The sequence below is a fragment of the Pseudomonas sp. FeN3W genome, from assembly GCA_030263805.2.
Classification (GTDB): Bacteria; Pseudomonadota; Gammaproteobacteria; order Pseudomonadales; family Pseudomonadaceae; genus Stutzerimonas; species Stutzerimonas stutzeri_G.
The window spans coordinates 4,137,241-4,151,054 of the sequence record CP136010.1 but is presented as its reverse complement, the minus strand read 5'-3'; the positions used below and the strand labels follow the sequence as shown (position 1 = coordinate 4,151,054).

The 13,814-nt window shown below is 64.9% G+C and carries 10 protein-coding genes; 8 read left to right on the top strand and 2 right to left on the bottom strand.

All coding sequences use genetic code 11. The features are described 5' to 3' along the window. Window positions 1-123: 123 nt before the first annotated feature. A complete protein-coding gene (locus tag P5704_019555; GenBank protein ID WOF78196.1) occupies window positions 124-807 on the top strand; it encodes an MnmC family methyltransferase in 684 nt (227 codons plus the stop codon). 10 nt (window positions 808-817) lie between these two features. Here P5704_019555 and P5704_019550 read toward each other — a convergent pair whose 3' ends face one another. Together P5704_019550 and P5704_019545 are read right to left on the bottom strand one after the other, a co-directional pair. After that, window positions 818-1,711 (bottom strand): GIDE domain-containing protein, encoded by an 894-nt coding sequence (locus tag P5704_019550; GenBank protein WOF78195.1) that lies wholly within the window; start codon window positions 1,709-1,711, stop codon window positions 818-820. A gap of 1 nt (window position 1,712) precedes the next feature. After that, window positions 1,713-2,285 carry a LemA family protein gene (locus P5704_019545; protein ID WOF78194.1) on the bottom strand — a complete coding sequence of 191 codons (573 nt, stop codon included), beginning with the start codon at window positions 2,283-2,285 and terminating at the stop codon, window positions 1,713-1,715. Window positions 2,286-2,456: 171 nt separating this feature from the next. Here P5704_019545 and P5704_019540 point away from each other — a divergent pair, with 171 nt between their 5' ends. From P5704_019540 to P5704_019510, 7 genes are all read left to right on the top strand, one after another. Then, window positions 2,457-3,791 carry an imelysin family protein gene (locus P5704_019540; protein ID WOF78193.1) on the top strand — a complete coding sequence of 445 codons (1,335 nt, stop codon included), beginning with the start codon at window positions 2,457-2,459 and terminating at the stop codon, window positions 3,789-3,791. Window positions 3,792-3,959: 168 nt separating this feature from the next. Continuing rightward, complete coding sequence (locus P5704_019535) at window positions 3,960-5,378, top strand: di-heme oxidoredictase family protein (protein ID WOF78192.1); 1,419 nt, start codon at window positions 3,960-3,962, stop codon at window positions 5,376-5,378. Window positions 5,379-5,449: 71 nt separating this feature from the next. Next, a complete protein-coding gene (locus tag P5704_019530; protein ID WOF78191.1) occupies window positions 5,450-6,526 on the top strand; it encodes an imelysin family protein in 1,077 nt (358 codons plus the stop codon). Between the two features lie 2 nt (window positions 6,527-6,528). Continuing rightward, window positions 6,529-7,623 carry a DUF1513 domain-containing protein gene (locus P5704_019525; protein ID WOF78190.1) on the top strand — a complete coding sequence of 365 codons (1,095 nt, stop codon included), beginning with the start codon at window positions 6,529-6,531 and terminating at the stop codon, window positions 7,621-7,623. 84 nt (window positions 7,624-7,707) lie between these two features. Continuing rightward, on the top strand, window positions 7,708-9,330 hold the full coding sequence (locus P5704_019520) for a methyl-accepting chemotaxis protein (protein WOF78189.1): 1,623 nt from the start codon (window positions 7,708-7,710) through the stop codon (window positions 9,328-9,330). Between the two features lie 222 nt (window positions 9,331-9,552). Continuing rightward, window positions 9,553-10,689, top strand: a complete 1,137-nt coding sequence (locus P5704_019515; GenBank protein WOF78188.1) for an efflux RND transporter periplasmic adaptor subunit — start codon at window positions 9,553-9,555, stop codon at window positions 10,687-10,689. Between the two features lie 68 nt (window positions 10,690-10,757). Next, window positions 10,758-13,814, top strand: coding sequence for a multidrug efflux RND transporter permease subunit (locus tag P5704_019510; GenBank protein WOF78187.1), 3,057 nt, complete (start codon window positions 10,758-10,760; stop codon window positions 13,812-13,814).

Below are 13,814 nucleotides of genomic sequence, written 5' to 3'. Positions count from 1 at the left end.
GCGCAGCTGACGCACATCGCCGCCTCGATCCGCCACCCGCACTAACAACTCCTGACGCTGGCCAGTCATGGCCACATAGGCCACACTTTCCGCCTTTTCGGCCCCGGCCTACGACGAGCCCCAATGAAACGCTTCGTACTTCTGGATACCGCTGCCATTCCCACTGGCGGCGCCTTGTGCCTGTTCGAATATGGCGATGACTTCGTCATCAAGATCCAGGGCGGAAACGGCAATCAGCTGATGAACACGCGTACCCATGGCTCGGAAGATGCACTGGCGGAGATTCCCTGCAAACGGATCGCCGCTCGGGCGCAGGCACGTGTGCTGATTGGCGGCCTGGGAATGGGCTTTACCCTCGCTTCGGCGTTGCGCCATCTCGGGGCGGACGCCGAAGTGCTGGTCGCCGAACTGGTGCCCGGCGTGATCGAGTGGAACCGCGGCGCGCTCGGCGAGAAGAGCGGTCATCCGCTACGCGATGCCCGCGCTCAGGTACTGAACCAGGACGTCGCCGAGCTGCTGCGGGATCAAGCCCAGGGCTTCGATGCGATCATGCTGGACGTCGACAACGGTCCCGAGGGCCTGACGCAGAAGAGCAACAGTTGGCTCTACTCGGCTGACGGCCTCAACGCCTGCGCCCGCGCGTTGCGCCCGTCCGGCATCCTCGCGGTCTGGTCGGCCAGTGCCGACCGTGCCTTTTCCGACAAGCTCGTCAAGGCCGGCTTCAAGGCCGAAGAGGTGCAGGTCTTCGCCCACGGCAACCGCGGCACGCGGCATACCATCTGGATCGCCGAGAAACGCAAGCGCTGAGCCCCCGCCGTTACCAGGCCGTCACACCCAGCTGCAGCGCCAGCCAGACGGAGCCCGCCAGGCACATTAATGCACCACCGGCGGCCTGCCAGTAGAAGCGTCGGATAAGCACTTCCTCACCGTGGCTGGATAGCACGAAAGGCAGCGCTTCGCTCGGTTGGCCCAGCTGATGCAAAGCCGGCGCGGCGCTGCTCTCACGATGCCGATCTTCCGCTTCGAGGCGGGCCGCCAGACGTACGCGGTTCCACTCCTGCTCGTCGAGCTGACCGTCGGCGTTGCTGTCGAAGCGCTGCAGCAGGCCGGCGAAATCCCCCTTCCACTGCCGGATCACGTCGCGCTTGGCGGACTGCAGGTCAAGGCCCTGTCGCCCGCCGCCGCTGGTGCGGAAATCACCGAGCGCGTAAAGCGGCTCGCCCTCGTGCAGACGTTCCTCGGTGTAGCGATAGCGCTTGCCGCTGCTGAACAGGCCGAGCCAGCCACTCGGAGCGACACCGCGCGGGTGACGCAGATCGCCGGTCCAGACCTTGCGAAAGGCGGGATGTACCTCCGCGCCGCGCGGATCGACCAGGCATTCACCGGTGGCATCGGCCAGACGTAGCCAGGCCTCACTGACGCCTCGCTCGACCACGCTCCAGCTGCTGCGCTTGCCGTTGGAGCGGTATTCCTCGATACGGTAGCGCCACCACAGACAGTGCTCGCCGGTCAGCGGCGCCACCGGCTGCGGCACCATCAGCTCGCGTAGCACACCAACCAGCTCGACATAGCCCTGGGCTGCCGAGCGAATGCGGGAAGTCGGGGTATCGAGCACGTGACGGGCACGCGACCAGCGGCCGATGCAGATCCACGCCCCGCCGATGCAGAGCGCGGCGGCGAGAGCGAGGGTGAAAATCTGCCCCGGATGCATTTCAGCCGAACAGCGCCTTGAGATCGACGTCGACCTTCTCCGCCTCGCTGAACTGCAGCAGGGCGGCCTCCTTGAAGTCGAACGCCCGTGCCAGCAGTACATCGGGGAATTGCTCGATGCGCACGTTGTTCAGGTTGACCGCCTCGTTGTACAGCTCGCGACGATCGGCGATTCCGCTCTCCAGCCCGCTGATGCGTTGCTGCAAATGGCGGAAACTCTCGTTGGCCTTGAGCTCGGGGTAGTTTTCGGCCAGCGCGAACAACCGCCCGAGGCCGGCACGCAGACCCGTTTCGGCTTGCCCCAGCGCCCCCACATCACCTTGCTCCCGCGCGCTGGACACCGCATTGCGCGCGCTGATCACCTGTTCCAGCGTACTGCGTTCATGCTGCATGTACTGCCGGCAGGTCTCCACCAGCTTGGGCAACTCCTCATGGCGCTGGCGCAGTAGCACGTCGATATTGGCCCAGGCCTTGCTGACGCCATGCTTCAGACGCACCAGCCCGTTGTAGAGGATCACCGCGTAAGCAGCGACGAGAAACAGCACCACCAGCACAACCACCGCGCTCAGGCTCATAGCATCTCCAGGGACAAGGGCGTCAGAACGCCAGCATTCTACCGGCAGCATTGAAACGCAAGAGAGAGCCTGTGCACGCATTGGCTTTGCACAAAATGAAAATCTTTCGCATTATTGACCGCTTCCGAGCAGCCCTCGGCTTCGTTCACTCGCACGCAAAGGAACCCGCACATGCTACGCACCCCCATCTGGGCAACCGCCAGCCTCCTCGCTGTGGCCATCTCACTCGCCGGTTGCGGCGAGGACAAGACTCCCGCGAACCAGACTGCTGCCCCGCAGAGCACTACCGAAAGCGTGCCAGCCGAAAAGGCGCAGGCGCCCGATGATCAAGCGGCCAAGGCGGTCGTCAGCCACTACGCCGACCTGGCGCTGGCGGTATTCAGCGACGCCCACGCCACCGGCGTGAAACTGCAGGAGGCTGTAGACGCCCTCCTCGCCAACCCCAGCGAAGAAACGCTGCAGGCCGCACGCCAGGCGTGGCTGGCAGCCCGCGTCCCCTACATGCAGACCGAGGTGTTCCGCTTCGGCAACGCCGTGGTGGATGACTGGGAAGGTCAGCTCAATGCCTGGCCGCTGGATGAGGGCCTGATCGATTACATCGAGGGCGACTACCAGCACGCCCTCGGCAACCCGGGCGCCACGGCCAATATCATCGCCAACAGCGAACTGCAGATCGGCGAAGACAAGGTCGACACCAGCGAGATCACCGCCGAGCTGCTGGCCAGCCTCAACGAACTGGCCGGCTCCGAAGCCAACGTCGCGACCGGCTACCACGCGATCGAATTCCTGCTCTGGGGCCAGGACCTCAATGGCACAGGCCCGGGTGCCGGCGAACGGCCGTACACCGACTACGTCGAAGGCGAAGGCTGCACCGGCGACAACTGCGACCGCCGCCGTACCTACCTGAAAGTCGCGACCGAACTGCTGGTCAGCGACCTGCAGGAAATGGTCGAGCAATGGCAGCCGAATGCGGAGAACTACCGCGCCAGCCTCGAAGCCGATACCGCGGAAAACGGCCTGCGCAAGATGTTCTTCGGCATGGGCAGCCTGTCCCTCGGCGAACTGGCTGGCGAGCGCATGAAAGTCGCACTGGAGGCCAACTCCACCGAAGACGAGCACGACTGCTTCAGCGACAACACCCACAATTCGCACTTCTTCAATGCCCGCGGCATTCGCAACGTCTATCTGGGCGAGTACAAGCGCGTCGACGGCACCACGCTGACCGGTCCGAGCCTAGCCTCGCTGGTTCAGGGCGTCAGCCCGGAGGTGGACAGCACCTTGAAGACCGACCTGGAAACCACCGAAGCCAAGCTGCAGGTCCTGGTGGAAAGTGCTGAAAACGGCGAAGCGTTCGACCAACTGATCGCCTCGGACAACACCGAAGGCCAGCAGAAAGTGCGCGATGCCATCGCCGCACTGGTGAAGCAGACCGCCGCGATCGAGCAGGCCGCCGGCGCCCTCGGCATCAGCGACCTCAACCCCGACACCGCCGATCACGAGTTCTGATCGCACCGGCACGGGCGCAGCTGTTGCGCCCGTGCCGGACTTGTCGTTACGTCCGCTCCCTCTCGCAGCGCGCAATCCCCCTGCACGCAAATGCAAATCCCTCTTATTCCATTACGATTAGCCTGCTAAGATTGCGCGGCTTAATTCACCGTTCCGCAGGTACTCCCGATGCACCCGTTGTTTCGCCGCCTCCTCCCATTGCTGGCTCTGGCCCTGGTCGGCTGCGATAACGACGAAACACCGACGTTCTCCCAGCCCGAACCTGGTGAAGCGCTCTCCGGCGGCGGCAGCACGGTGATGAAGTTCGACCAGAACGCCTACTCCATGCCTTCGGCCAACCTGGCACCGATGCGCCGACTCGACTTCAGCGTCGGCAACAGCTTCTTCCGCAATCCCTGGGTCATCGCCCCGGCATCCACCACCGCTCGCGATGGCCTTGGCCCGCTGCTGAATACCAATGCCTGCCAGAACTGCCATATCAAGGACGGTCGCGGCCATCCGCCGGCACCCGATGCGGCCAGCGCCGTGTCGATGCTGGTCCGGCTGTCCATTCCGGCCGCTCCCGAGCACGCCGAAGTCGTCCGTGAACGTGGCATCGCACCGGAACCGAGCTACGGCGGCCAGCTGCAGGACATGGCGATCCCCGGCGTCGCCCCGGAAGGCAAGGTACGGCTGCGCTATTCGACCGAGCAGGTGCGCTTCGCCGATGGCACCGTAGTCGAGCTGCGCAGGCCGGAAATCGAGCTGAACGACCTGGCCTATGGCGACATGCATCCGGATACCCGGATGTCACTGCGCATCGCGCCACCGATGATCGGCCTGGGCCTGCTCGAAGCCATTCCCGAAGAAGCACTGCTGGCCAATGCCGATCCCGATGACCGCAACGGCGACGGCATCTCCGGCCGCCCGAACCGGGTCTTCGACCAGACCAGCCGACAGACGGTGATTGGCCGCTTCGGCTGGAAGGCCGGTCAGCCGAGCCTCAACCAGCAGAATGCCGACGCCTTCTTCAACGACATGGGTCTGTCCACCAGCCTGTTCAGCGGTAGCAGCTGCACCGACCGGCAGACCGAGTGCCGCGCGATGCCGAATGGTGGCGAGCCGGAAGTGAGCGACGACATCCTCGCCCAAGTGCTGTTCTACACCCGCAATCTTGGCGTACCTGCGCGCCGGAACGTCGACGACCCCCAGGTGCTCGCCGGCAAGACGCTGTTTCACCGCGCCGGCTGCCAGAGCTGCCACGTGCCAAAGTTCACCACCGCTGCCGACGCCGCGGAACCGGAGCAGGCCAATCAGGTCATTCGCCCGTACACCGACCTGCTGCTGCACGACATGGGCGAAGGCCTCGCGGATGACCGCCCGGAATTCGAGGCCAACGGCCGGGAGTGGCGCACGCCACCGCTGTGGGGCATTGGCCTGACCCAGGCAGTCAGCGGGCATACCCAGTTCCTGCACGACGGCCGCGCCCGCAACCTGCTCGAAGCCATACTCTGGCACGGCGGCGAAGCCGAAAAGGCGCGCCAGATCGTGCTTGGCTACGACCAGAACGAACGCACCGCACTGCTGAGCTTCCTCGAGTCGCTCTGAATGCCCATGCTATCCAACCATGCTTTCCCGGCGCGAAAGCGCTGCAAACCGGCCCTGCCGATGAGGACACCATGATCCGTTCGAACAACTTGCGCGTCGCCAGTGGCGCTCTGCTCACCGCCTTATTGCTGAGCGCCTGCACGCCAGCCGACCCGCAGGCCGAAACCAGCAAAGCCTTGGCCGATGGCGTGTTACTGCCGGCCTATACCCAGTGGTCGGAAGCCGACCGCCGCCTGGCGGCCAGCTCCATCGCCTTCTGTGCCGACAACCAGACCCTGGACGAGGCGCATGCAGCCTTCGTGCATGCGCAAACCGCATGGGCCGGTCTGCAGCCGCTGCTGATCGGTCCCATGGGCGAAGGCAATCTGGCCTGGCAAGTCCAGTTCTGGCCGGACAAGAAGAACCTCGTTGCGCGCCAGGTGACGGCACTGCTCAAGGCCAAACCCGAGCTGACCCAGGCCGACCTGGACGACGCCAGCGTCGTGGTGCAGGGGCTCAGCGCCTACGAGTACGTCCTTTTCGACAACAGCATCGACCTCGCCGACCCGGCCACCAAGGCGCGCTACTGCCCGTTGCTGAGCGCAATCGGCGAGCACCAGCAGCAGCTCGCGGCCAACGTCCTGCAGCAATGGCAGGACAAGGACGGCATGGCCGATCAGCTGCGCGGCTTTCCCAACGAGCGTTATGCCGAACCGAGCGAAGCCATCGCCGAATTACTGCGCGTCCAGGTCACGGCCCTCGACGGCCTGAAGAAGAAGCTCGGCGCGCCGCTCGGCCGCCAGACCAAGGGCCATCCGCAGCCGTATCAGGCCGAAGGCTGGCGCAGCGACACGACCCTGAGCAATATCGCCGCCGCCGTCAAAGGCGCCGAAAGCCTGTGGCTGGGTGCCGATCAGGACGGTCTGCGCGCGCTGCTCGGCGCAGAGCAGGCTGATCTGGCCAAGCGCATCGACGCCGGTTACGCCGATCTGCTGCAGCAACTGAAAGCCATGTCCGAGCCGTTCGGCGAAATGCTCGCCAACGAGGAGAGTCGTGCGCAGCTCGACGCGCTGTACCAGCGGATCGACCAACTGCATCGCCTGCACCAGCTCGAGCTGGCGCGCGCCCTCGGCGTACAGATCGGCTTCAACGCGCACGACGGAGACTGATCATGAAACGCCGCACCCTGCTTGGCCTGACCGGTGCCATGCTTGCCGCCAGCGGCATCGCTGGCTGGACACTGACGCGTCACGGCGGGCAGCAGGTGTTGCTCTCCGCGCGTGATGGCGCCGACGGGCAACACTACGCCGTCGGCTACCGCCTCGATGGCAGCCAGGTGTTCGCCACACCGGTCGCCGAACGCTGCCATGACGTCTACCCGCACCCGTACCTGCCCTTGGCGGTGTTCGTCGGCCGTCGCCCGAGCCGCGAGAGCTACCTGATCGACTCGCGTGACGGTCGTCTGCTGCAGGTCATGGCCTCGCCGGCCGAGCGTCACTTTTATGGGCACGGGGTGTTTCACAAGGACGGCGAGTGGTTCTACACCACCGAAAACGACACCGCCGATGCCGGCCGTGGCGTGCTTGGCGTCTATCGCCTGGAAGACCGCCAGCTGGTGCGCGTAGGCGAGCACGCCACCCATGGTATCGGCCCGCACCAGTTGCTGTGGATGCCGGACAACGAAACCCTGGTCATCGCCAATGGCGGTATCCGCACCGAGGCCGACAGCCGCGAGATGATGAATCTCGATGCAATGGAGCCGAGCCTGGTGCTGCTGCGCCGCGACGGTACGCTGGTCAGCAAGGAACAGCTGCCGGAGCAGATGAACAGCGTGCGTCACCTCGCCGTCGCCGCCGACGGTACCGTGGTCAGCGGCCAGCAGTACGAAGGCGACGCCATGGACCGCATCCCGCTGCTGGCGATCAAGCGGCCCGGGCAGCCCTTCCAGCACTTTCCGCTGGGCGAGGCACAGCGGCAGATCATGAACCAGTACACCGCCAGCCTCGCCATCCACGACGAGCTGCGCCTGCTGGCCGTCACCGCGCCGCGTGGCAACAAGCTGTTCATCTGGGACCTGGACAGCGCCGAGCTGCGCCAGGCGGCCCATGTGCCCGATTGTGCGGGCGTCGCGGCAGTCGCCGAGGGCTTCGTGGTCAGCTCCGGGCAAGGCCGCTGCCGCCTGTTCGACTGCCGTGGCGAACGCATCGCCAGCACGCCGCTGGACCTGCCGGCGGGGCTCTGGGACAACCATCTGCGCATTGTCTAGCTCAAGAAAAACATCACCCGGCCGATGATGCTGGGCAACGGCAGGGATGCTCATTGACGTTTCCCAAATGACGAGACCTTGCCCATGCTCCAGAAATCCCTGCGCGCGCAGATACTCGCGCTGATTGGTGGCAGCCTGCTGCTGACGCTGCTCATCGCCCTCGCCTGCATTCGCCTGCTCAGCAACAACATCGACCACTTCCAGACGCTGCTCGACGGCCCGCTGGCCGAAGTGCAACTGATCGACGAGGCCAACCTCGAGTTCAAGGTCCAGGTTCAGGAATGGAAGAACGTGCTGCTGCGCGGCAAACAGCCTGAGTCACGCAACCGCTACTGGAGCCAGTTCGAGGCCCAGGAAGCCAAGGTGCAGAAGATTCTCGGCGACCTGCTCGTATCGAGCGCCGACGAGCCGGAGCTGGCCAGGCAGATCGAGAGCCTGCGCAGCGAGCACCGCACGCTCGGCGTTGCCTATCGCAAGGGCCTGGATGCCTACATCGCCGCCGACAGCGACCCGCTCGCCGGCGATGCCGCAGTGGCCGGTATCGACCGGGCGACCAGCGCTCAGTTGAGCGAGCTGGTCAAACGGCTGGGCGATGCTGCCGCGCAGCGCTCGGAAACCATCCGTGCCGATGCACAGAGCACCGCATCCCTCGGCCCGATCATCATGATCCTCGCCAGCGTGGTGGTGGCGCTGTTCAGCCTGTGGCTGGTCAATCGCCGGATCATCGAACCGATTCGCAACCTGATCGAGCACATCGCACGCCTCAGCCAGGGCAAGTTCGCCGACCGCGTGGATGCCAGCCGCAGCGACGAACTGGGCCGCCTCGCCGCCGCCGCCAACGTGTTGCGCGATTTCCTCGCCGACACCTTCACCCGCCTGCAGCAGAGCACCTCGAATCTGGACAGTGCCAGCGGCGAGCTGAACGCCATCGCCAGGCTGATGGCCGACGGCGCCCGCGAGCAGTTCTCGCGTACCGACCAGGTCGCCACGGCGATGCACGAGATGTCCGCGACCGCCCAGGAAGTCTCGCGGCATGCCGCCGAAGCCGCGCAGGCCGCCGACGCCGCCGACCATTCCGCCCAGCTGGGCGAAGCGGTGATGCGCGGCACCATCGCCACCATCACCGACATGAGCAACGAGATCGCCAGCACGGCAGACGTCATCCGCCGCCTGGAGGGTGATAGCGGGCGCATCGGCAAGGTCTTGGAGGTGATCCGCGGGATCGCCGACCAGACCAACCTGCTCGCGCTCAATGCCGCCATCGAGGCGGCCCGAGCGGGTGACGCCGGCCGTGGCTTTGCCGTGGTCGCCGACGAGGTGCGCACCCTGGCCCAGCGCACCGCCGAATCCACCGCCGAGATTCACCAGATCATCGATACCGTGCAGACCGGCGCGAGCAATGCCGTACGCGCCATCGAGAGCGGTCAGGCGCGCAGCGAACAGGGCGTCGGCCAGGTGACCGAGGCCGGTCAGATGCTGCAGCGCATCACCGAAGCGGTCGAGGCGATCCGCGACATGAACCGCCAGATCGCCACGGCCGCCGAGGAGCAGACCGCGGTGGCCGAAGACATTTCGCGCAACATCACCGAGATCACCTCCATCGCCACCATCAACCAGCAGAACGTCGAGCGCACCGAAACCGCCAGCCAGAACCTGCACGGGCTGTCGGCGCAACTTACCGAAGTCACCCAACGCCTTGCCGGCTGATGATCTGCGGGCGGGCCGACAGTCTGTCGCCCGCCCCACACCTGCGCTGCTTTCCGCCCCGCTCCTCCTTTACTTGGCCTCGTTTCGGGGCTAAGTTCCTCGCTCTCCGGTCCTGCTGAGTCAGGTGCCAGCAGGTCGCCGAAGCTGGCGACCGGACCGTTCGAACGGCTGCCTCGATCACGGCAGTAGACAGCCGGCTCACATCTCCAAGGAAATCGGAAAATGTTGCGCCGCATGCTGTTCATGCTGGGCGCGGTTGTCGTCGTCGTTGCGATTCTTGCCGCGCTCAAATTCAACTCGATCTATCAGCAGATTCAACAGTTCCAGGCGCCCAAGCCTGCGATCGACGTCGAAACCGAGCTCGCCCGCCGCATGGACTGGCAAAGCCGCCTGCCAGCCATCGGCACGCTCAAGGCGTCGCAGGGCATCGACCTCAGCGTCGAGATCGCCGGAACGATTACCGACGTGCAGTTCCAGTCCGGCGAGAAGGTCAGCAAGGGCCAGGCCATCGTGCTGCTCGACAGCGAGATGGAGCAGGCCAGCCTGACCAGCGCCGAAGCCGACCTCAACCTGTCGCGCCTGGAATTCCAGCGCGCGCGTAGCCTGCTGGATCGCCAGGCCATTTCGCGCAGTGAGTACGACCGGCTCAATGCCGAATCGCAGAAGGCCGCGGCCAGCGTCGCGCAGCTGCGCGCCAGTCTGTCGAAGAAGCGCATCCTGGCGCCCTTCTCCGGCACCATCGGCATCCGTCAGGTGGATGTCGGCGACTATATTGCCGCCGGCACGCCAATCGCGACGCTTCAGGACCTGTCCACGCTGTATGTCGACTTCTTCCTCGCCGAACAGCATGTGCCGCTGCTGAAGCTCGGCCAGCGAGTGCAGCTGCAGGTCGCCGCCTATCCCGGCGAACGCTTCGAAGGCGTGATCAGCGCGCTGAACCCAAAGGTGGAGACCACCACCCGCAACGTCCAGGTGCGCGCCGAACTCGGCAATCCGGACGGGCGTCTGCTGCCCGGCATGTTCGCCGACCTGCAGGTGCTGCTGCCGACCGAGACAGCCCAGGTGGTGGTCCCGGAAACCGCCATCACCTACACCCTGTATGGCAACTCGGTGCTGCTGGTGACCGAGGGCACGCCGCCGGAAGGCGTCAGCAGCGACGAGCCCTACCTGGTGGTCGAGCGCCGCTTCGTCACCACCGGCGAGCGGCGCGACGGACTGACGGTCGTCCTCGACGGCCTGGAGGGCGGCGAACAGGTGATCACCGCCGGCCAGCTCAAGCTGGACAGCGGCACCCATGTCGCCATCGCCGAAAGCCGCACGCTCAAGCTGGAAGGCTCTCAGCAGCCGGCGACCGAATAGAAAAAGCCTGTTCCTCACGCGGCAGGCCCGACGCACAGCAGACTCAGACAAGGTTCCAGGGACTTCCCATGGCGTTCACCGACCCCTTCATCCGCCGCCCCGTGCTGGCGAGCGTCATCAGCCTGCTGATCGTGCTGCTCGGCATCCAGGCCTTCAACAGCCTGACCATCCGTCAGTACCCGCAGATGGAAAGTGCGCTGATCACGGTGACCACCGCCTACCCCGGCGCCAACGCCGAGACCATCCAGGGCTACATCACCCAGCCGTTGCAGCAGAGTCTGGCCAGCGCCGAAGGCGTCGACTACATGACCTCGGTCAGCCAGCAGAACGCCTCGGTGATCTCGGTCTATGCGCGCATCGGTGCCGACACCGATCGCCTCTACACCGAGCTGCTGAGCCAGGCCAACTCGGTGAAGAACCAGCTGCCGCAGGATGCCGAGGACCCGGTGCTGAACAAGCAGGCGGCCGACTCCACCGCGCTGATGTACATCAGCTTCTACAGCGACCAGCTGAGCAATCCGCAGATCACCGACTACTTGTCGCGGGTCATCCAGCCCAAGCTGGCAACGCTGCCGGGCATGGCCGAAGCGGAAATTCTCGGCAACCAGGTGTTCGCCATGCGCCTCTGGCTGGACCCGGTGAAGCTCGCGGCCTATGGGGTTTCCGCCAGCGACGTGAACGAGGCGGTGCGCAAGTACAACTTCCTCTCGGCGGCCGGCGAAGTGAAGGGCCAGTACGTGGTCACCAGCATCAACGCCGACACCGAGCTGAAGACGCCGGAAGCGTTCGCCGCCATCCCGCTGCGCACGCAGGGCGACAGTCGCGTGCTGCTGGGTGATGTGGCGCGGGTGGAGATGGGCGCCGAAAGCTACAACTCGATCAGCTCGTTCGACGGTATCCCCTCCGTCTATATCGGCATCAAGGGCACACCCAGCGCCAACCCGCTGGACGTGATCAAGGAAGTGCGCGCGATCATGCCGCAGATCGAGGCACAGTTGCCGCCGGGCCTGAAGGCGACCATCGCCTACGACGCCACCGAGTTCATCCAGGCCTCCATCGACGAGGTGGTGAAGACCCTGGCCGAAGCCGCAGTGATCGTCATCGTCGTGGTGTTCCTCTTCCTCGGCTCGTTGCGTACCGTGCTGATCCCGGTGGTGACCATTCCGCTGTCGATGATTGGCGTGCTGTTCTTCATGCAGGCGATGGGCTACTCGATCAATCTGCTGACGCTACTGGCCATGGTGCTGGCGATCGGCCTGGTGGTGGACGACGCCATCGTCGTGGTGGAGAACATCCACCGGCATATCGAGCAAGGCAAGTCACCGTTTCAGGCGGCCATCGACGGCGCACGGGAAATCGCCATGCCGGTGGTAACGATGACCATCACGCTCGCAGCTGTCTATGCGCCCATCGGATTCCTGCAAGGGCTGACCGGGGCACTGTTTCAGGAGTTCGCCCTGACCCTGGCCGGGGCGGTACTGATCTCAGGCGTGGTGGCGCTGACGCTATCGCCGATGATGTGTTCGAAACTCTTGCGTCACGAAGAAAATCCGAGTGGCTTCGCCCATCGCCTGGACGAGCTGTTCGAGCGGCTCAAGCAGCGCTATCAACGGTCATTGCACGGCACGCTGAATACCCGGCCGGTGGTGCTGGTGTTCGCCGTGCTCGTGCTGGCGCTGATTCCCGCCCTGCTGATGTTCACCGAGAGCGAGCTGGCACCGGAGGAGGACCAGGGCATCGTCTTCATGATGGCCAGCGCACCAAAAACCGCCAACCTGGACTACCTGAACGCCTACACCGATCAGTTTCTGGAAATCTTCCAGAGTTTCCCGGAGTACTACTCCTGGTTCCAGATCAACGGCTTCGATGGCGTACAGAGTGGCATCGGCGGCTTCCTGCTCAAACCCTGGGACGAACGCGACCGCTCGCAGATGGAGATCCTTCCGGAGGTCCAGGCCAAGCTCGATCGCCTGCCTGGCCTGCAGATCTTCGGCTTCAACCTGCCCTCCCTGCCGGGCACCGGTGAAGGTCTGCCGTTCCAGTTCGTCATCAACACCGCCAACGACTACGAGACGCTGCTGCAGGTGACCGAGCGCATCCGCAAGCGCGCCGAGGAATCAGGCAAGTTCGCCTTCCTCGACGTGGACCTGGCCTTCGACAAGCCGGAAATCGTGGTCGAGATCGACCGCGAAAAGGCCGCGCAGATGGGTGTGTCCATGGAAGATCTCGGCCTTACCCTGAGCACCCTGCTCGGCGAAGGCGAGATCAACCGCTTCACCATCGAAGGCCGCAGCTACAAGGTCATCGCCCAGGTCGAGCGCGCCTACCGCGACAACCCTGACTGGCTGAGCAACTATTACGTACGCAACGGACAAGGCGAGATGCTGCCGCTGTCGACACTGATCAAGGTACGCGACCGCGCGCGCCCCACCCAGCTCAAACAGTTTCAGCAGCTCAACGCCGCGACGATTCAGGGCTTCCCGATCGTCAGCATGGGCGAAGCCATCGAGACCATGCAGACCATAGCCCGCGAAGAGGCACCCGACGGTTTCAGCTTCGACTACGCCGGCGCTTCGCGGCAGTTCATCCAGGAAGGTAACGCGCTGTATCTGACCTTCGCCTTGGCACTGGCGGTGATCTTCCTGGTCCTGGCGGCGCAGTTCGAGAGCTTCCGCGATCCGCTGGTGATCCTGGTCACTGTGCCTCTTTCGGTGTGCGGTGCACTGGTGCCGCTATTCCTCGGCCTGTCGAGCATGAACATCTATACGCAGGTGGGATTGGTGACACTGATCGGGTTGATCAGCAAGCACGGCATCATGATCGTCGAGTTCGCCAATCAGCTGCGCCGCGAACAGGGCCTGAGTCGACGCGAAGCGGTGGAAGAAGCGGCGGCGATTCGCCTGCGGCCGGTGCTGATGACCACAGCGGCGACGGTGTTCGGCATGGTGCCGCTGATCATCGCCAGTGGGGCCGGCGCGGTCAGCCGGTTCGACATTGGCCTGGTGATTGCCACCGGCATGTCGGTGGGCACGCTGTTCACCCTGTTCGTGCTACCGGCGGTCTATGACCTGCTGGCCAAGCCCGACCAAAGCCCGTCCGCGGCGGCCGTACCGAGCGCCGGCTGA

Coding starts and splice junctions, on each gene's coding strand:
- P5704_019555 (WOF78196.1), top strand. CDS start 124: ATGAAACGCTTCGTACTTCTGGATACCGCTGCCATTCCCACTGGCGGC.
- P5704_019550 (WOF78195.1), bottom strand. CDS start 1,711: ATGCATCCGGGGCAGATTTTCACCCTCGCTCTCGCCGCCGCGCTCTGC.
- P5704_019545 (WOF78194.1), bottom strand. CDS start 2,285: ATGAGCCTGAGCGCGGTGGTTGTGCTGGTGGTGCTGTTTCTCGTCGCT.
- P5704_019540 (WOF78193.1), top strand. CDS start 2,457: ATGCTACGCACCCCCATCTGGGCAACCGCCAGCCTCCTCGCTGTGGCC.
- P5704_019535 (WOF78192.1), top strand. CDS start 3,960: ATGCACCCGTTGTTTCGCCGCCTCCTCCCATTGCTGGCTCTGGCCCTG.
- P5704_019530 (WOF78191.1), top strand. CDS start 5,450: ATGATCCGTTCGAACAACTTGCGCGTCGCCAGTGGCGCTCTGCTCACC.
- P5704_019525 (WOF78190.1), top strand. CDS start 6,529: ATGAAACGCCGCACCCTGCTTGGCCTGACCGGTGCCATGCTTGCCGCC.
- P5704_019520 (WOF78189.1), top strand. CDS start 7,708: ATGCTCCAGAAATCCCTGCGCGCGCAGATACTCGCGCTGATTGGTGGC.
- P5704_019515 (WOF78188.1), top strand. CDS start 9,553: ATGTTGCGCCGCATGCTGTTCATGCTGGGCGCGGTTGTCGTCGTCGTT.
- P5704_019510 (WOF78187.1), top strand. CDS start 10,758: ATGGCGTTCACCGACCCCTTCATCCGCCGCCCCGTGCTGGCGAGCGTC.